Here is an 18,929-nt window from a genome sequence, read left to right on the forward strand (position 1 = left end):
CCAGGGCGGAGCCCTGGCGGGAGAGGTCTGGAGAGGGCAGCGCCCTCTCCAGCGGCCGGAGGCGTTCTTCCGCTACGTGCGCGCGTCAACGAGAAGCCCCCCGTCCTTGCGGGCGGGGGGCTTTGTTCGCGTCAGGGGCGTCGGGTCGCGATCAGCCGCCGACCTTCATGCCGCCGCCCTGGATGCCGGCGGGGCCCAGCATTTCGGGGGCGACGATCTTTTCGGGGGTCTTCTCGTTGAGGTAGGCCAGGTAGGCGCGCAGGAGCTGTTCGCGCTGGAAGGAGAGGGCCTGGTTCATGATCTTGGCCTTGTCGCGCTGCCAGTCGGAGTCGGGGGGGGCGGCGCGGTCCTTGAGTTTGGCGATCACGAAAGCGCCGGGCACGGCGTAGGTTCCGGGCAGCCAGCCGGGTTCCTTGGCGGTGAAGGCGGCTTCGAGGATGGCGGTGGACTGTCCCAGTCCCTGGGCCGGGCCGGAGCGCGGGAAGGGCGGGGTGGTGGAGAAGGCGTTCTTGTACTGGTCGGCCACCTTGGCCTGTCCTTCGGGGGTGGCCAGCAGGGCGGCGGTCTCCTTGGCCTTGGCTTCGGCCAGTTTGAGGGCTTCCTGCTCCACGAGGTCGGCCTTCACGGCGTCGGCCACTTCTTCCAGGGGCGGGATGTTCTCGGGCCTGGTTTCCAGCACCTTGGCCAGCACGTAGCCTTCGCCGGCGGCCAGGGCCTGGGGCACGGCCTTTCCGGCCTGCTGGGCGAAGAGGGCGCTGAGCGACTCGGTGGAGAGATTCAGGTCCAGGGGGGGGCGCTGGCGGTTGAAGAACTCGGAGGTCTTGGCCTCGAGTCCCTTGGCCTGGGCCAGTTTGGAGGGCGCGGCGCCGCCGATGAGTTCCTCGAGCATGGCGTCCACGGTCTTGCCGATGGTGTCGGCGGCCTTGTCCTCGGCGAGTTCGCGCCGGATGTCGTCGGCGGCTTCTTCGAGGGGGGTTACGCCTTCGGCCTTCTTGTCCATCACCTGGATGACATGCAGCCCGAACTGGGTGCGCACGAGGCCGGAGACATCACCCTTCTTGAGGGTGAAGGCGGCCTGTTCGAATTCGGGGACCATGGCGCCCTTGGGGAACCAGCCCAGGTCGTCGCCGTTGACGGCGGGATCGCCCTTCACGGCGAGCACCTTGTCGAAGGCTTCGCCCTTCTTGAGCCGGGCGGCCAGGTCGAGCAGGCGTTTTTCGGCGGCCTTCACCTGGGCCTCGGGGGCGTCGGGGGCCAGGAGCACCAGGAGGTGGTTGGCCTTGACCATCTCGGGGTGTTTGAACTTGTCGGGGTTGGCTTCGTAGTAGGCCTTCACTTCCTCGGCGCTGACGGCCTTGGGGTCGGCCAGGGACGCGGGGGTGATCTCCACGTATTCGATCTTCACCTCGGCCGGGCGCTTGTACTTCTCACGGGTGGCCTCGTAGGCGGCCTTCACCTGCTCGGGGGTGACGTTCACCTGGGCGGCGAAGTCCTTGGCGGGGAAGGCCACGTAGTCGAGGACGGCCTTTTCCTGGCTGAAATTGTAGAGGGCGCGGATTTCGGGTTCGGCCACGTAGACGGGCTGGGTCACGTAGACCATCATCTTTTCGAGGAGCAGGTCGCGGCGCTGTTCGGCCTCGAACATCTCGGGATTGACGCCGATGGACTTGAGCTTCTCTTTGTAGAGATCGTAGTCGAACTTGCCCTGCTCGTTCTGGAAGGCGGGCACGCGGGCGATTTCGGCCTGGAGTTCGGCGGGCGAGACGTTCACGCCCAGCGCGCCGGCCTGGTTGAACAGGAGCTGGCGGAGCACCATCTGCGAGAACACCTGGCGCTTGAAGCCCAGGCGCTCCAGGTCGTCCTTGCTCATGCCCGGATTCTGGGCCTGCACCTGGCGCACGAAGCCCTCGTATTCCTCGAGGAACTCCTTGGTCAGGATGGGGGTGTCGCCCACGTAGGCAATCACGCCGCCGCCCGGCTGTTTGTCCTGGAAGGTGTAGACGCCGAAGAAGATGAACACGGCGATGATCAGGCCGAAGATGACCTTGATGACCCACGATTGCGAATGCTGCCGGAGAAAATCCAACATGTGAGGGGGCTCCTTGGGAAACTTGGCCTGCCGGAAGGAAAAACGGCGGCCGAGGCGCGTGGCCCCGGCCGCCGGAAAGGCGTCTCGGGGGGCTAGCGGCTCGCGCCCACGGCGTTGAGCAGACCGCCGGACAAAATAATGTCCAGTTCCTTGGCGGTCAAATCATTTGTGAGCTTCACCTTGAGCTTGCCGTCCACCACGGCCTCCACGGCCTTGCCGGGCTTGATCTTCCCGGCGGGGATGGACACCTGCGCGCCCTGGGCAACATGGTCGTAGTCGGCCTTGTCCACGAAGAGCAGCGGCAGGATGCCGAAGTTCACCAGGTTGGCCCGGTGGATGCGCGCAAGGCTCTTGACGATCACGGCCTTCACGCCCAGGTGGCGGGGCCCCAGGGCCGCGTGCTCGCGCGAGGAGCCCTGGCCGTAGTTCTCGCCGCCCACGATCACTCCGCCGTCCATCTGCTTGATGCGGCTCACGAACTCCTTGTCCACGTTGGTGAACAGGTATTCGGAGATGGCCGGGATGTTGGAGCGCAGGCTCATAATGTGCGTGCCGCCGGGCAGGATGTGGTCGGTGGTGATGTCGTCTCCCACCTTGAGGGCCACGCCCGCCTCCACCACGTCCGGCGCGCGCCCGAAGCGCGACAGCGGCGCGATGTTGGGGCCGCGCAGCACCTCCACGCCGGCGCCGTCTTCGGGCGGGAACACGAAGAGATGCCGGATGGACGGAACCTTTTTGGGCATCACCGGCTTGGCCGGGGCCTCGCCCCAGGTGGCGGGATCGGTGAACTCGCCGTTGAGGGCCGCCATGGCCGCCGTCTGGGGGCTCACCAGATAGACCTGGGCGTCCTGGGTGCCGCTGCGGCCTTCGAAATTGCGGTTGAAGGTGCGCGCGCTCACGCCTGCGGACATGGGCGAGCCGCCGTAGCCCAGGCAGGGACCGCAGGTGCACTCCAGGATGCGCGCGCCCGCGTCCAGGTAGATCTGAAGCAGGTTCTCGTCGGCCAGCATCTTGAGCACCTGCTTGGAGCCGGGGGAGATGAAGAGGTCGGTCTCGGGCTTCACGCGCTTGCCCTTGAGCATCAGCGCCACGGCCTTGAGGTCGGCGTAGGAGGAGTTGGTGCACGAGCCGATGGCCGACTGGTTCACCTTGAGGCCTGCCAGGCTCTTGATGGTGGCCATGCGGTCGGGCATGTGCGGCTTGGCCGCCAGGGGTTCGAGGGTGGAGAGGTCGATGACGATCTCCTCGTCGTAGGTGGCCGAGGGGTCGGCCTTGAGGGGCGCGTAATCCTCGGGGCGGCCCATTGCGGCCAGGAACTTCCTGGTCACCGCGTCGGAGGGGAAGAGCGACCCCGTGGCCCCCAGTTCCGCGCCCATGTTGGTGATGGTGGCGCGTTCGGGCACGGAGAGCGTGGCCACGCCGGGACCGGCGTACTCGAACACCTTGCCCACGCCGCCCTTCACCGTGAGCAGCCCCAGCAGGTGCAGGATGATGTCCTTGGCCGTTGCCCATCCGGTCAGCTCGCCCTCGAGCTGCACCTTCACCACCTTGGGCATGGGGATGTAGTAGGGCTCGCCCGCCATGGCCAGGGCCACCGAGAGGCCGCCCGCGCCCATGGAGAGGCTGCCCACGCCGCCCGCGGTGGGCGTGTGGGAGTCCGAACCGATGAGCGTCTTGCCCGGCTTGGCGAAGTTCTCCAGGTGCAGCTGGTGGCAGATGCCCGTGCCCGGGGGCGAGAACACCGCGCCGTACTTGGCCGCCACCGTGCGCAGGAACTGGTGGTCGTCAGGGTTGCGGAAGCCCTGCTGCAGGGTGTTGTGGTCCACGTAGCTCACGGAGAGCTCGGTCTTCACACGAGGCACGCCGATGGCCTCGAACTGAAGCCAGGCCATGGTGCCCGTTGCGTCCTGGGTGAGGGTCTGGTCGATGCGCAGCCCGATCTCGGAACCGGCCTTCATCTTGCCGCTCACCAGGTGAGAGGCGATGATCTTCTGGGTGATGTTCTTGCCCATGGTCGTCCTCGCATGTTCGTGAAAGTTGGGTCATGTGCCCCGGGATTCACGGCAATGTCAAGGCGGCTGGCCGTCATGAGCCTGTAACCTTGCAGGCGTAGGGCTCGATGACAACCACGTCGTCCTGTGTCGCCAGAACAGCATGAACCACCTTCTTTTCGCCCTCGCGACACTCGCCTGGCTCCTCGCGGCCTCTCCCGGCCTTGCCGCCGACGCCCTCGTCTTCGGGCTCATCGGGACGGAAAGGCACGACACCCTCACCAGAAGCTTCGCCCCCCTGGGCGAGGCACTCTCCAGACGGCTGGGCATTCCCGTCCGCTTCACCGTGCACAAGGATTACGCCGGGGCAATCTGGGACCTCCGCTCGGACCGGACGCACTTCGCCTGGATGGGCAACAAGGCCGCGCTGGAGGCCGTGGACAGCGCCGGGGCGGAAGTGGGCCTCATGACCCTCCCCCAGGACGGCGGGGAGGGGTACTACTCCCACCTCATCGTCCGCAAAGACTCCGGGCTTCTCTCCCCGCAGGACGTGCTCGCCCGGGCCGCCGACCTGACGCTGGCCCTGGGCGACCCCAACTCGACTTCCGGCTCCCTGGTGCCCGGCTACTACCTTTTCGCGACACGAAGCCTGGACCCGGAAACGCTCTTCAAGCGCACCACACGAGCCCAGCACGAGGACAACTTCCTGGCCGTCGCACAGGGCAGGGCCGACGCGGCCACCACGAACTCCGTGGATCTTCGACGCTTCAAAAGCCGCTATCCATCCGAATGGGCCGAAGTCCGCATCATCTGGACATCCCCACGCATCCCCTCCGATCCGATCGTCTGGAAGGCCACCCTGCCCGAACACATCAAGAACGCCATCAGGGAGTGCTTCATCTCCTTCGGAAAACCCGCGCCCGGCAAGGGACGCGGGGAACTGCAAGCGGAAGCGGACGCACTGGCTGCCCTCAAGTGGACCGGATTCGCCCCCTCGGACAACAGTCAACTCGCGCCGGTGCGCCTGATCGCGCTCTACCAGCGCAAGCGGATGCTCGAGACGGACGCCTCCATGCCCCCTGACGTGCGCAAGGCAAGAATCAAAGCCATCGACGAGGCGTTGCTGTTGCTGGGCGCTCCCGAAGAAGCCCCGGCCCCATGAACGGCGCGTTCCAACGAATCATCCCCACGCGAGCCCTCCAGGCAGGGTTCAGACATCTCCCCGGCCTGGTTCTCAAAGTGCTCCTGCCCGTCCTGCTGGCCTGGCTGATCAGTTCCCTGGCGCTCTTCGCCATCTTCGCCAGACAGGCCGAACGCCAGGGCTACGACGACCTGCGCGCCAGGCTCGAAGCCTACGCCTCCGACAAGGCGAACGAACTCTCAAGCCCCCTCTGGAACTTCCAGCACGATCTAGTGGCCCGGCTCATGCAAAGCTACCGCCACAACGACGACCTGCTCGTCGTCAGCCTGAACGACGCCTCCGGGAAGCTTCTCCACGAAGCGCTCGGGACCGGCCCGCCGCCGAAAGGCAACATCTTCGAGACAAAGAGGAAAATCGTCCACCAGAACGCCGACCACAGCGAATACCTGGGAACGCTCACCGTGGTCTTTCACGACGGCAGGCTCCTGAACGCCCTCGCCGAATACCGCGCCCGGGACGCCCTGAACCTGGGCTTCGTCCTGGCCGTTCTCGCCCTCTCCCTCTGGTGGACGGTGCACCGAATCATAGGCAGGCCCCTGGCGCGCCTGGAGAAATCGCTCCTGCGCAACGCGCGCGAACCCAGGCGCGAGCCCATCGTCTGGACCGGGCAGGACGAGCTGGCCCGCGTGGCCGCCGCGTACAACGGACTCCTCGAGGAGGTGGACCGGCGGACCGGCGAACTGGTGGAAGCCAACGCCGCTCTCGCCGGGGAAATCGTCCGGCGCAACCAGGCGGAGGAGCAACTCATGCTCGCCGCCAAGGTCTTCGAGGTCGCCGTCGAGGGCGTCGCCGTCACCGACTCCGGCGGCGTCATCCGCTCCGTCAACGCCAGCTTCGAGCGCATCACGGGATATCGGCAGGACGAGGCCGTGGGCCGCAGCCTGGACATCCTCGGGTCCGGCCGGCACGCGCCCGCCTTTTTCGCAAGCATCCGCTTGAGCTTGCGCAGACGCGGCGCCTGGGAGGGAGAACTCTGGAACAGAAGGAAGAACGGCGAGGTGTACCCCCAGCGCACCACTGCCAGCGCCGTGCTCGACCAGGCCGGGCGCATCTCGCACTACGTCTGCGTTTTTCAGGACATCACGGAGGCGAAGCGCCAGCAGCAGGCCATGGAACGCATGGCCTTCCATGACACCCTCACCGGGCTGCCCAACCGCGCCAACCTCGACGAGAGGCTGCGCCAGACCCTCGGACACGCGGCACGGCACGGAGGCGCCTTTTCACTCTTGTTTCTGGACCTGGACAACTTCAAGGCCGTCAACGACAGCCTCGGGCACGACGTGGGGGACGCCCTGCTGGCCATCCTCGCCTCCCGCCTGCGAAGCGTCCTGCGCGCCGAGGACACCCTCGCGAGGCAGGGCGGCGATGAATTCATCATCCTCGCCCCGGACGCCGACTCCCCGGAAAAGGCCGCCCATCTCGCCCAGCGCGTCGCGGACGCCATGCGCAAGAGCGTCCCGCTGCACGGCTACGACATTCCCTGCTCCGCCAGCGTCGGCATCGCCATGTACCCCCAGGACGGCGTGACGCCGCAGGACCTGATCAAACGCGCCGACATGGCCATGTACCGCGCGAAAAGCCGGGGCGGTGGCGCCAGCAGGTTCTTCGCCACCGGCATGGACCTCCAGGCGCGCCAGCGCCTTTCCCTGGAGACGAAGCTCCACAAGGCCCTGGAACGAGGCGAATTCAGCCTGCAGTATCAACCGGTGCTCCAGGCCGCCACCATGACCGTCACGGGCGCGGAAGCTCTCCTGCGCTGGAATTGCGGGGGTGAATCCATACCGCCCGCCGAATTCATCCCTGTCGCCGAAAGCAACAACGCCATCATCCCCATCGGCGCATGGGTGCTCGAGAGAGCATCCCGGCAGGCGGCCGCGATCGCCCGAGGGCCTCGCACTCCCTTCACGCTTTCGGTCAACGTGTCCGCGCGGCAGTTCCACCACGACGGATTCCTGAACGACGTCAACACTGCCGCCGAGCGGCTCGCCGACACGCGCACCATGCTCCATCTGGAACTCACCGAGTCGGCGCTCCTCATCGATCCCGAGGCAGCCACGCGCACCATCCACCAGCTCAAGGAGATGGGCGTCGGCATCGTCCTCGACGACTTCGGCACGGGCTACTCCTCGCTGAAGCACCTCCTGGACCTGCCCATCGACGGGTTCAAGATCGACCGCAGTTTCGTCAGCGCCATCCACACCTGCGCTCGAAGCCGCGCCATCATCACCGCCCTGGTCAACCTCAGCCAGGGCCTGAGCGTGTCCGTGGTGGCCGAGGGAGTGGAAAACACCGGCCAACTGGACTTTCTGCGCGGCGCAGGCTGCGCGGAATTCCAGGGGTTCCTGGCCTGGCCTGCCCTGCCCCCCGAGAGCTTCCCCGCGCCCGGCTCTACCCCCCGAACCGCAAACGGTTGATCCGCGCCCGACGGTACTGGACCTCGAAGTCCAGGCGCAGCTTCTCCTGCTTGGCGGCGTGGATCTCCTCGTGACGGAACACTCCCGCGAGGGGGTCCTCCTCGGCCGAAAGCGCCTTGATGCGCGCCAGAACCTCTGCCCGCTCGGCCTCGAACTGCGCGATTTCCTGCTCGATCGCGGCGATGTCGTCACTCATCAGATCCCCCCCTCTGGGCGAGTTGGATGAAACGTTGCGATGAAGGCCCCCGGCGCGAAGCGCCACGGCCCCTGCGCGGGGGGTCGCGGCTTTGCGCGAATTCTCGCGCGACAGGCGGCTCAGCCGCACGTGTCTTGCCAGCCTGTCCCGTTCCTCTGCGCGGGGAGGTTCGCAGACCGATTGGAAGACGATCTGCCGAGCCTCACCCGCGCAGGGGAACCGGACCGGCAACGCAGACCCAGCCGGTGAAGCCCGCGAAGCGGAGAGGGATTCCAAAGGGCGCAGCCCTTTGGCCGCCGGAGGCATATTTCCTGTTATATTAACATACTGTGCCGTCGATGCCGTCGCCTTCGTGAAGTCTCGGGCAAAAAAAGGGAGGCGCCTTGCGGCGCCTCCCGGATACCGGCGCGAGCCGGGATCAACTACTTCTTCTGGGCGGCGTGCTCGCCGGAGGCGGCGCGCTGCATCTTCACTTCGACCTTCTCGGTCAGGCCTTCGTAGTACTCGCGCAGGATGGCGAGGCACTCGTCGCGGCCGAAGTGATCGGGGATGGCTTCGCCTTCGGAGAGCATCTTGCGCAGCTTGGTGCCGGACAGGATGACGCGGTCTTCCTTGGCGTGGGGGCAGGTGCGCAGGGAGGCCATGCCGTCGCACTTGAAGCAGTAGAAGGTCCAGTCGATGTTCATGTTTTCGCAGAGCAGGGCCTTGCCGGGCTCGACGGCGCAAGCGGCCTCGGGGGTCGCGTAGGGGATGCGCTTGAAGATCTCCTGGGCCTCGAACATGCCGTAGAAGTCGCCGACGCCGGCGTGGTCACGGCCGATGATCATCTGGTTGATGCCGAAGTTCTGGCGGAAGGTGGCGTGCAGCAGGCCTTCGCGGGGACCGGCGTAACGCATGTCCAGGGGGTAGCCGGCCTGGATCACGTGGTCCTTCACGAAGTAGTGCTCGACCAGGGTGTCGATGGCGCGCACGCGCACTTCGGCCGGGATGTCGCCGGGCTTCAGGTTGCCGATGAGGGAGTGGATGACCACGCCGTCACAGACTTCCACGGCGATCTTGGCCAGGAACTCGTGGGAGCGGTGCATGGGGTTGCGCAGCTGCAGAGCGGCGACCTTGCCCCAGCCCTTGGCGTCCATCTCGGCGCGCAGCTCGGCGGGACGCTTGTAGACGCCCTTGTACTTGGTGGGGTACTCGGCTTCGGAGAGCACCTTCACGGGGCCGGCCAGGGACACGGGCTTCTGGCCCATGACCATCTGGACGCCGGGGTGGTCCTTCAGGGCGGTCTCCCAGAAGACGTCGTCGGCGGAGTCGGGGCCGGCGCCCTTGAACACCTGGTAGCACTCCCACTTCTTCTCGTCTTCGGTGAGGGTGTACTTTTCGGTGACGGTCATGATGGCCATCATTTCGCCTTCAACGGACTCCAGGGCGATTTCCTGGCCCACGTTGATGGCGGCGGCGTCTTCGGCGGACACGGAGCAGGTGACGGGAACGGGCCAGAAGGTGCCGTCGGTGAGGGTCATCTTTTCGCAGACGCTCTTCCAGTCGGCCTTGCCCATGAAGTAGGTGATGGGCGAGAAGCCGCCGATGCCCATCATGATCAGGTCGCCCTTTTCACGGGGGGAGATCACGACTTTCTTCAGCGTGGCAGCCTTCTTGAGGGCCTCGGCGCGCTCGGCGCCTTCCAGCAGACAGATGGTGAGGCCTTTGCCGCCATGCGGGGGAACCAGTCTGGACATGTTTGTTTCCTCTCCTTTACGGATGTGTGGTTGCCTTGATGATGCCGCCCTGGCCGCGAGGCGCGGCCCCCGTACGTCCGGCCCGGTGGGCTGGACGCCTATGATAAAAAATTCACGTGCATCTTCTAGGGAGAAATCCCCCCCCTTGTCAAGGGCTCTCGCCCAAGCTTGACGCCCTTGTCCGACGCGGGCATCCTCCTGTTCTGGAAACGCCCGGGAGGCCTTGCATTATGCTCATCGACACCCGCGAAAAAAATGGCGTGACGCTGGCCGTCATCAACACCAGGCGCATCGAGGCGCGCATCGCCGACCCCCTCGCGGCGGGTCTGCTGGAGGCCATCGGCAAGGCGCGGGGCGTCGTGCTGGATTTCGCCCAGGTGGGGTTCATCGACTCCACGGGCATGAAGGCGCTCATGACGGTGCTCCTGCACTGCCGCAAATCCGAGACGCCCTGCGCGCTCATGGGGGTTTCGGAGGACATCATGAGCGTCTTCGTGATCACGCGGCTCAACCGCCTGCTGCCCATCACGGGGAGCGAGGACGAGGCGGTGGAGAAGGTGCGCGAACTGCTTGAGCAGGCCCGGGAGCGCATGGAGGGGACGGCCGCGGCCACGGAGGCCAGCTGCCCCGTGCCCGGCGCGCCGGAACAGGGCGGGGCCGGGGGATGATCCGGCGGACGCCCGTCCGGGATTGACGCGGCCGGGCAGGACCTGGGCCGCAAGACTTCGAGGGACCGGCAGACGGACGGACGGGCATCGCGCAGCGCGCGGCATCCCCGCCGGAACCGACCGGCGTCCCCCCGGCATCGATGGGCTCTAGCGCACGAAGCGCACGGCGATGCCCTCTTCCCCCAGGTCCACGTAGGCCATGCGCGGGGTTTCGGCGCAGAGGCAGCCGGGGTTCACCACCAGGGTGTCGCCGAAGCGCAATTCCATCTGGCGGTGCAGGTGGCCGAAGAGGATCAGTTCAAACCCCGGACCGAAGGCCTCGGGGAGACGCGCGGGCAGCGTGGTCCGCTCGCCCCAGCCGTGGGTGACGCCCACGGTGCGCCCGGCCAGGTTGAGCCGGAGCATGGCGGGCAGCTCCTGGGCCACGCGCCAGTCGCAGCAGTTGCCCGCCACGGCGTGGAAATTGGGATGGCTGGCCTCCAGGAACTCCAGCACGGCCGGGCCGGTGATGTCGCCGCAGTGGATGAGGGCGTCGGCGTCTCGCAGGTGGCTGTCGAACCAGCGGCGGAACCAGTCGCTGGGGGCTTCCAGGTGCGTGTCGGAGATGACGGCGAGGCGCATGCTCATCCTTTCCCGTTCTTGCGTTCCCACCAGCAGGCCTCGGGGCCGAGGAACCACCAGTCGGTGTGGTCGGTGCTCATGACGGCCCGGGCCAACTCGCGGCCCTCTTCCGTGCGCAGGCGCTCCAGCGCGCAGTCGAGCCACTTGCCCGCGTAGGGGTTGCCCAGGTCCTTGAGCTCCTTGAGGTTGACCATGAGGTCCAGCTGATCGGCGTCCTGGGCGAGGCGCGCCTCAAGGCTAGCCGCCTCTTCCAGCTCGTCGTGCAGGGCCATCACGTCGGCGCGCAGGCCGGTGCCGCGCAGGCCGTCTTCCAGGGCGCGGCGGGCGTCGTGGGTGTCGTAGAGCTTGTTGACGTAGTTGAAATCGCCGGTGCGGGCCTCGTGGATGTCGTGGAAGAGGCAGTAGAGCACCGTCCGGGACCGGTCCGCCCCGGCCATGGCGGCCAGCACGTAGCCGATGACGGCCGCGCCGAAGCTGTGCTCGGCCACGTTCTCCGCGCCCGAGCCCAGGAACTGGTAGCCGGTGCGCGGGGTGCGCCGCAGCATGCTCACCTCGAAAAGAAAGTCGGCCAGCCGGGTGAGGCGGTCGCGGCCGGACATGTCCACATTGCGGGGAGAAGAGTCGTTCATGGTCTGGCATCCTGTGGGGGCATTAGGGCTCCTGACGAGCCGCGCTAGCGCATAGCCGTTTCGGGGCCGGTTGGCGAGTGCCGATGCAGGCCCTGTTCAGGCGGACAGGCGCAGGGCCTGGTCCAGATCGTCCTTGAGGTCCTCCACGGATTCCAGGCCCACGCAGAGCCGGACCAGGGCGTCGGAGACGCCGCGCCGGGCGCGCTCCTCCGGGGGCATGGCCTTGTGGGACATGGAGGCCGGGTAGGACAGGATGGACTCCACCCCGCCCAGGCTGGCCGCCACGATGGGCACGCGCGCGGCGCGCAGGAAACGCTTCGCCGCATCCGGCGTTTCCAGTTCGAAGGAAAGCACGGCCCCGGCGCCCGAAGCCTGGGAAAAGTGCACCGCCCGCCCCGGATGCCCCTCGAGACCGGGATAGTGCACGGCGACCACCTCCGGTCGCCCGGCGAGCCAGACGGCCAGCTCCCCTGCGGCGGCCTGCTGCGCCTCCAGGCGCACGCCCAGGGTGCGCAGCCCGCGCAGCACGAGCCAGGCGTCCTGCGGCCCCGGCACGGCCCCGTAGCCCACCTGGATAGCGGCCAGACGCTCGCCCAGCGCGACGGAGGCCGTCACCGCGAGCCCGGCCGTCACGTCGCTGTGCCCGCCCAGGAACTTGGTGGCGCTGTGCAGGGCCATGTCGAAGCCCAGCTCCAGGGGGCGCTGGAGCCAGGGGGTCATGAAGGTGTTGTCGATGATCGAGAGCGCCCCGCGCTCGCGGGCCAGAGCGGCCACGGCGCGCAGGTCGGTGACGCGAAGGAGCGGGTTGGAGGGGCTCTCCACATAGAAGGCGCGGGTGTCGGCCGTGGCGGCGCGGGCGAAGGCCCCGGGATCGGAGGGGTCCACGAAGTCCACGCGCAGGCCCCATCGGGCGAAGTGGTCCGCCAGGAGCTTGTAGGCTCCGCCGTACACGTCGCGGCTGGCCACGATGTGGTCGCCGGGCTCAAGCAGCAGGAGCGCGGCGGAGATGGCCGCCAGGCCCGAGGCGAAGGCCAGGCCTCGCGCCCCGCCTTCCAACTGGGCTGCGGCCTGTTCCAGGGCGTCGCGGGTGGGATTGGAGAACCTGGAATAGACGTATGACCCGAAGTGCTCGGGGTCGTCCTGGGCGAAGGTGGTGGCGTGATAGACCGGGACGCTGGCGGCGCGGTGGTGTCCGTCGCCTTCCAGGCCCGCGTGGACGAGGTGGGTCCGGCGGTCCATGGGAACTCCGTGGAGGTTGGGGCGGGCTTACGCGAAACGCCCCCTGCGGCGCGGCCGGAGGGGGCGTGTGATGCTCTGGGTCGACGCGCGTTCCGGCTGTCCGGCTAGCTGTCGAGCTTCATGTTCTTGCGGCCGATGGAATAGTAGATGTTGGCGATGGCGATCTGGTAGTCGGTGAGGGCCTGGGTGAGCTGGAACTCGGCGCGCGAGACGCGGGCCTGGGCGTCGAGCACGTCGGTGTTGGTGCCCACCTGGGCCTGGTAGCGGGCCACGGCCATGCGGTAGCCTTCGTTGGCCGCCGTGAGGCCGGTCTTGGCCACGTTGATGCGCTTGGCGGCGTCCTGGATGTTCAGGAACTGGGTCTTCACTTCGGCGCCCACGTCCAGGCGGAGCTTGGCCAGGTCGGCCTGGAGCTTCTTGGTCACGTCGCTGTACTGGCGGTAGGTGAAGATGGTGTTGCCCCAGTCCCAGGCCTTCCAGGTGAAGGTGAGCTGGAACTGATGGCGTTCGCTGAAGGTGACGTTCTCGGGGCGCAGCCAGGGTTTGTCGCCCTGGCGGATGAAGTCGTAGTCGGCGCGCAGCTGGGGCAGCCCGCCGCTCAGGGCGATGGAAGCGTCCTTCTCGGACATCTCCACGGACTTCACGGCGATGGCGATGTCCGGGCGCTGCTTGTAGGCCTCGTCCAGGGCGTCGCGCAGGGTGAGGGCGAAGGGGTTCTGGGTGAGCTGGCCCACGTAGTCCACAGGCTGGTCCAGGGGGATGTTCAGGAGCGCGTTGAGCTGGGCCAGCTGGGTGTCCACCGAGTTCTGGGCGGCCAGGAGCGACTGCTCGGCGCTGGCCAGATCGGACTCGGCCTGGAGCACGTCCAGGCGCGGGCGCAGGCCCACGTCGTAGAAGGCGCGGGTCACCTTGAGCTGGGAATCGAGCCGGGTCACGGAGTCCTGGTTGGACTTCACGTCGGAGCGGGCCTTGAGCAGGGTGAGGAAGGCCGTCTGCACGCTGCGGATGAGCGTGAGTTCCGTGCGCTTGTAGAGGGCCTCGGCCTGGTCTCTGGCCAGCTTGGACTTCTGGTAGCTGGAGAGCAGCCTGAAGCCGGTGAAAAGGGGCTGGCTGACGTTGAGGTCCAGGTTGGCCACGTAGGCGTCGCCCACCACATAGGTCTTGCCCTGGAGGGTGGCGGCCCCAGCGCCGGGGTTGACGCCTGCGGCGGTGTAGAGCGCCGTGAGGTCCTGGGCGGTGGTGACGGGGGTGGTGGTGTTGGTGGCGCGCGAATAGTAGGTGACGGTGCCCGTGGGCGCGAAGGCCGCCGTGGCGGCGCGCACGCCTTCCTGCGTGCTGAAGATCTGCTGTTTGGCGGACTGCATGCTGGGGTTGGCGTCGATGGCGCGCTTCACGGACTTTTCGAGATCCATGCTCTGGCCCGGCTGGGCGAGGGCCGGAGCGCCGACCAGGGCGAGACACGCAGCCAACACGAGAGCTTGTAACGTCATGTAAACCTCCATGGGGGAGCCCACGGCTCCCTTCCGTCACGCCGTATAGCCAACTTCGAATCTGTTGGAAAGGGCAAAAAAAATCAGGGGCCGGAGCCCCTGACGACGAAGGCCTTACGTTAGCCCCCCTAAACGTCCAGCAGCACAACCTCGATCTGACGCTTACCGAATTGCAGGGCCCTGCCGTAGTCGTTCATGAAGATGTCCACGCTGCGGGTCTTGCTGTTGCCCATCAGGTCCGTAATGACGAAGACGCCGTGGTTCTTGATGTAGACTTTCTTGCCGAACACCCATCCGTTGTTGAACAGATCACGCGAAACGGCCACGTGACCCTCGCGGGGTTTGTTCAGGGACGCCGTGAGCAGTTCCTGCTCGGGGAACTCCTTGAGTTCGGTGACGGTGTAGGCCGTCACCGTGAGCATCTTGTTGGGGATGGGGTTCGCGATCCGGGCGAGATTGGCCAGAACCACGCCGCGCAGCAGGTTCGACTCGTCGCGCACCTTTTCGATTTCAAGACGTAATTCTGTTTTCTCGCTCTCCACATCTGTCAGTGCGGATTCCAGATTCAACGCTTCCTGACGATAGTGGTGTACACCAAAAGCAAGACACGCAAGCAAAAGGATAGAGATGCATTTGAACATGGTAACCTCCAACAACAAGCCTTTGCAGCTTCAGGATGTCCGGCCCTACCCCCATGAACGCGGCCGGGGTCATGATGATTGCCCGACTAGCAGAAGCCCGATGGACGCGCAACCCCTTTTTTCCCCTCCGGCCCGGTTGCCTCGACACCCCCTCCGGGCTAAGAACCCGAGAGAGGAATCAACCCATGCCCATCAGGGACCGCTTCGTTCCAGGCCAGGAGCCGCTCTACCTCATCGACGGCACCTCCTACATTTATAGGGGCTTCCACGCCCTCAAGGAGCTTTCCCGCTCCGACGGCTTCCCCACCAACGCTCTCCATGTGGTGCTGCGCCTCGTCCTGCGCATCCTGCGGGAGGAACGCCCCCGGCACGCCCTCTTCGTGGTGGACGGACGCGGTCCCTCGTTCCGTGCCGACATTTTCCCGGCTTACAAGGCCCAGCGTGAAAAGATGCCCGAGGACCTTGCCCGCCAGATCGACCCCGTGATCCAGGGCGTCGGGCTCCTGGGTCTGCCGGTGCTGCGCGAGGAAGGCGTCGAGGCGGACGACACCATCGCCAGCCTCGTGGCGCGCTTCAAGGACGAGCGCCCCGTGGTCATCGTTGGCTCCGACAAGGACCTGCGCCAGTGCCTCGACCGGCAGGTCGTGCTCTGGGACCCCTCCGGAAAACAGGAAAAACTTGTCTCCCTTGACGACTTCCTGGCTGAATTCCCTCCGGGACCGGCCCACTGGCCGGATTTCCAGGCCCTCACCGGCGACGCATCCGACAACATCCCCGGCGTGCCCGGCATCGGTCCCAAGACTGCCGCCGAAATCACCGCCCTTTTCCCGACCATCGAAGGCGTCACCGCCAACCTCGACCAGCTCAAGCCCGCGTGGCGCGCCAAGATCGAACCCCTTCGGGAGCAGCTTTTCGTCTACCGGGAACTCACACGGCTGCGCACGGACGCCGCGCCGGGCGTCACCCTGGAGACGCTGGCCGTGCGTCCCGCGCCCCGGGACGAGGCCGCAAGGTTCCTGAACTCCTACGAACTGCGCTCACTGGCCCGGGAACTGCCCGCAGACGCCCCCGCGCCCGGCGCGGTCGCCGCCCAGCAGCCCCCCCGGCCCGACGCTCCCGCGCAACTCTCGCTGTTCGGTGAGGCCGCTGCCGCCCCCCGCGCCGCCGCGCTGCCCGATCCCACACCCTTCGAGCAGCTGCCCTCCTTCGCAGGATGCGAAGCCGCACTCGTGCCGGTGAGCGACGGATTTCTGGTCGCCTTCGATGCCGAGCAGATCCTCTGCCCCGACGATCCCGCGCGCCTGGCTCCGCTTCTGGCCAATGCGTCCAGCGTCGCCACGCCCTCCTTCAAGGATCTTCTTGCCTCCGATCCGGCCTGGGAGGCCGTTCCCCTGGAGCGCTGGTTCGACCTCTCCCTGGCCGCCTACCTCCTGGCCCCCGAGGACCGCATCTACTCATGGGAACGTCTCAAGGACTCCCTCTGGAGCGACCCCACCTTCGCCCCCACGGAAGCGCCCGGCGGCGCGGAGGGCCTGGCATGCCTGGCCCTGGCCCGCAGGCTCAAGGCCCGCGCTTCCCAGGCAGGGCTTGCCCCGCTCCTGGACACCCTGGAGATGCCCTTGATCCCCGTGCTCGTGGGGATGGAACGCGCCGGCATCCGCATCGACCGGGAGGCCTTCGCCACGTTCGGCCAGGAAGTCGCGGAAAAGCTCGAAAAGCTCACGTCCCTCATGCACGAACAGGCCGGAGCGCGGTTCAACGTCCGCTCCAGCCAGCAGCTTGCCCACGTGCTTTATCAGGGACTTGGCCTCAAGGCGCCCGGCAAGACTCCCGGCGGCGCGGCCTCCACCTCCGCCGAGGTGCTGGAGCGCCTTTCCGGACAGCATCCTCTCGTGGACACGGTGCTTGAATTCCGCAAGCTGGAGAAGCTCCGCTCCACCTACCTGGAGCCCCTCCCCGCCCTTGCCGACAGCCTGGGCCGCATCCACACCACCTTCAACCAGTTGGCCACAGCCACCGGGCGGCTCTCCTCCAGCGCCCCCAACCTCCAGAACATTCCCGTGCGAGGCGACCTGGGGAAGCGCATGCGCGCCCTTTTCACCGCAGCGCCCGGGCATCTGCTCGCCAGCGCCGACTACTCCCAGATCGAACTGCGCGTGCTGGCCCACTTCTCCAAGGACCCGGCGCTTCTGGAGGCCTTCCGCCAGGGCCAGGACATCCACGCCCGCACCGCCGCCCTGCTCTTCGACAAACCCCAGGCAGCCGTGACCCCCGAGGAACGACGCCAGGCCAAGACCATCAATTTCGGTCTGCTCTACGGCATGGGACCCCAAAAACTCGGCCGCGAGCTGGGCCTGACGCTTGCCGCCGCCAAGGATTTCATCGCCCGATATTTCGAGCGCATGAGCGTGCTCAAGGACTACTACCAGTCCGTGGTGGACCTGGCCAAGGAGACCGGCTCCGTGACTACCCTGGCCGGACGCCGCCGCAGACTCCCGGACATCGATTCCCGCAACGCCCAGCTGGAATCGCAGGCCCGCCGTCAGGCCGTGAACACCGTCATCCAGGGCAGCGCAGCCGACATCATCAAGATGGCCATGCTGGCCGCCTGGAAGGACGACTCCTTGCGTTCTTTGAATGCACGGCTCATCCTCCAGGTGCACGACGAACTGGTCATCGAGGCCCCTGAATCCAGCGCCCACGCCGCCGGTGAACGCCTGCGCGAACTCATGTCCGGAGTGGTCGCCCTGGATGTCCCCGTGGTAGCCGACATGGGCGTCGGAACAGACTGGAGTCTCGCCCACTAACCTTCGAGGGTTCCATGCAGATCACCGCCAAGACCATCAAGGAAGACCTTGCACGTTGCAAGGCCGCCTATCTCAAGAACGAAGACCTGCGCACCCTGGCCACACTTGCCTCCGCGCTCAAGGCTTTCGTGGCGGTGAAGCTCCCCGGCACGGAGCGCGCCGAAATCGAAAGCCTCCTGCGCGAGGCCTTTTCCAACATCAACAAGATGCAGCGCATTCTGAAACTTGTTCCCAAAGGCCTCCCCTACGTCAAAGGACAGGAGCCCAAGCTTTTCCAGTTCGTGGCCGCCGTCTACAAGAAGGTCCAGGAAGAACTCGAACGCGAAAGCCTGGAGCAGATGCGCGAACGCAAGCTCAAGATCGACCAGCTCATTCTCAAAGGCCAGAAGCTGCTCGAGGAAAACAACCTGCTGGAAGCCCAGCGCAGCTTCCGGGAAGCCGTCTCCCTGCGCGTGGACGAGGACGGCCTCTTCCCCATGCTCGCAGTGAAACTCCAGGACAAGGGCCATCACAAGGCTTCCATCGAATATCTGCGCGGGGCCATGGAAACCAGCCCCGAAAACCCCCGCGCCTACGACCTGCTCGCCACTGCGGCACTCAAGACTGGCGAAGCCGAAGCCTGCCTCAAAGCCATCGCCGACGCACGCAAGAAGGCAGGCGATCGCCCCCTCATGATGGCCGCCTCCGCCTACCTGAAAGCCCGGGCCGGACGCCGTGACGAAGCCATGACCGAAGCCCGTGCAGCCCTGGATGCCGCACCAGGCCTCGAACTCGCCTCCAGGACACTGAAATTGCTCCAGAAGCAAGGCTAACGCCGGGAACGCGCTGCGTCCGGATCGATCCCTCCGCCGCTAGTGGCGGCTACGACTTCTGAGACTCCTGCGGCTTCGCGACTGCGTGCGATCCGGCAGTGATGGTCGGCCGGTCAGACGTGAAGATTCCTCCAGTGATGTTCGGCCGGTCAGACGTGAAGAAGTCTCCGGCGGCCAAAGGGCTACGCCCTTATGGAATCCCATTTTGCTTCGCGGGCTTCACCGGCTACGACCGTGTTGCCGGTTCCGTTGCTGTTCGCGGGGAGATCAGGTGGATCGTCTTCAAATCGGTCCGCCTGGTCTCCCTGCGAACAGCTACGGAACCGGCAGGCAAGTCCCATGCGGCTGCGCCGCCTGTCGCGCGGGAATTCGCGCAAAGCCGCGAATCCCCGCGC

The 18,929-nt window shown here is 66.5% G+C and carries 15 protein-coding genes; 6 read left to right on the forward strand and 9 right to left on the reverse strand.

Features of this window, described 5'->3' with window-relative positions:
- Positions 1–151 precede the first annotated feature (151 nt).
- Together ACV4UX_RS11310 and ACV4UX_RS11315 are read right to left on the reverse strand one after the other, a co-directional pair.
- Complete coding sequence (locus ACV4UX_RS11310) at positions 152–2,089, reverse strand: peptidylprolyl isomerase (protein WP_491593386.1); 1,938 nt, start codon at positions 2,087–2,089, stop codon at positions 152–154.
- A gap of 92 nt (positions 2,090–2,181) precedes the next feature.
- Complete coding sequence (locus ACV4UX_RS11315) at positions 2,182–4,101, reverse strand: aconitate hydratase (RefSeq protein WP_491593387.1); 1,920 nt, start codon at positions 4,099–4,101, stop codon at positions 2,182–2,184.
- Between the two features lie 142 nt (positions 4,102–4,243).
- Between ACV4UX_RS11315 and phnD the strand changes: the two genes are divergently transcribed.
- Both phnD and ACV4UX_RS11325 read left to right on the forward strand, forming a co-directional pair.
- Positions 4,244–5,242 carry a phosphate/phosphite/phosphonate ABC transporter substrate-binding protein gene (gene phnD, locus ACV4UX_RS11320; RefSeq protein WP_491593388.1) on the forward strand — a complete coding sequence of 333 codons (999 nt, stop codon included), beginning with the start codon at positions 4,244–4,246 and terminating at the stop codon, positions 5,240–5,242.
- Positions 5,239–7,695 carry a putative bifunctional diguanylate cyclase/phosphodiesterase gene (locus ACV4UX_RS11325; RefSeq protein WP_491593389.1) on the forward strand — a complete coding sequence of 819 codons (2,457 nt, stop codon included), beginning with the start codon at positions 5,239–5,241 and terminating at the stop codon, positions 7,693–7,695. The genes phnD and ACV4UX_RS11325 overlap by 4 nt, the downstream gene beginning before the upstream one ends.
- Here the strand turns inward: ACV4UX_RS11325 and ACV4UX_RS11330 are convergent.
- Both ACV4UX_RS11330 and sat read right to left on the reverse strand, forming a co-directional pair.
- Positions 7,670–7,891: a hypothetical protein gene (locus ACV4UX_RS11330; RefSeq protein WP_491593390.1), complete on the reverse strand. Its 222-nt coding sequence runs from the start codon at positions 7,889–7,891 to the stop codon at positions 7,670–7,672. The genes ACV4UX_RS11325 and ACV4UX_RS11330 overlap by 26 nt on opposite strands.
- A 422-nt stretch (positions 7,892–8,313) precedes the next feature.
- Positions 8,314–9,627: a sulfate adenylyltransferase gene (gene sat, locus ACV4UX_RS11335; RefSeq protein ID WP_173083909.1), complete on the reverse strand. Its 1,314-nt coding sequence runs from the start codon at positions 9,625–9,627 to the stop codon at positions 8,314–8,316.
- Positions 9,628–9,857: 230 nt separating this feature from the next.
- Between sat and ACV4UX_RS11340 the strand changes: the two genes are divergently transcribed.
- The gene (locus ACV4UX_RS11340) at positions 9,858–10,295 is read left to right on the forward strand and encodes an STAS domain-containing protein (protein WP_491593391.1); all 438 of its coding nucleotides are present in this window, start codon (positions 9,858–9,860) and stop codon (positions 10,293–10,295) included.
- Positions 10,296–10,442: 147 nt separating this feature from the next.
- On the opposite strand, the gene ACV4UX_RS11345 is transcribed toward ACV4UX_RS11340, so the two are convergent.
- The 5 genes from ACV4UX_RS11345 to ACV4UX_RS11365 all read right to left on the reverse strand — a co-directional run bounded on the left by ACV4UX_RS11345 (position 10,443) and on the right by ACV4UX_RS11365 (position 14,774).
- Positions 10,443–10,916, reverse strand: a complete 474-nt coding sequence (locus ACV4UX_RS11345; RefSeq protein WP_491593392.1) for a metallophosphoesterase family protein — start codon at positions 10,914–10,916, stop codon at positions 10,443–10,445.
- A 2-nt stretch (positions 10,917–10,918) separates the two neighbouring features.
- Positions 10,919–11,545 (reverse strand): HD domain-containing protein, encoded by a 627-nt coding sequence (locus ACV4UX_RS11350; protein ID WP_491593393.1) that lies wholly within the window; start codon positions 11,543–11,545, stop codon positions 10,919–10,921.
- 96 nt (positions 11,546–11,641) lie between these two features.
- A complete protein-coding gene (locus ACV4UX_RS11355; protein WP_491593394.1) occupies positions 11,642–12,784 on the reverse strand; it encodes a trans-sulfuration enzyme family protein in 1,143 nt (380 codons plus the stop codon).
- Between the two features lie 104 nt (positions 12,785–12,888).
- On the reverse strand, positions 12,889–14,274 hold the full coding sequence (locus ACV4UX_RS11360; RefSeq protein WP_491593395.1) for a TolC family protein: 1,386 nt from the start codon (positions 14,272–14,274) through the stop codon (positions 12,889–12,891).
- A 128-nt stretch (positions 14,275–14,402) separates the two neighbouring features.
- A complete protein-coding gene (locus tag ACV4UX_RS11365) occupies positions 14,403–14,774 on the reverse strand; it encodes a 3D domain-containing protein (RefSeq protein ID WP_491593396.1) in 372 nt (123 codons plus the stop codon).
- Between the two features lie 326 nt (positions 14,775–15,100).
- On the opposite strand from ACV4UX_RS11365, the gene polA reads away from it, so the two are divergent.
- From polA to ACV4UX_RS11380, 3 genes are all read left to right on the forward strand, one after another.
- Entirely contained in the window at positions 15,101–17,722 is a 2,622-nt protein-coding gene (polA, locus tag ACV4UX_RS11370; RefSeq protein WP_491593397.1) for a DNA polymerase I, read from the forward strand.
- 14 nt (positions 17,723–17,736) lie between these two features.
- Positions 17,737–18,534, forward strand: coding sequence for a tetratricopeptide repeat protein (locus ACV4UX_RS11375; protein ID WP_491593398.1), 798 nt, complete (start codon positions 17,737–17,739; stop codon positions 18,532–18,534).
- A 119-nt stretch (positions 18,535–18,653) separates the two neighbouring features.
- A partial coding sequence (locus ACV4UX_RS11380; RefSeq protein WP_491593399.1) for a hypothetical protein occupies positions 18,654–18,929 on the forward strand: 276 nt, incomplete at its 3' end.

This window comes from Fundidesulfovibrio sp. (assembly GCF_058402725.1).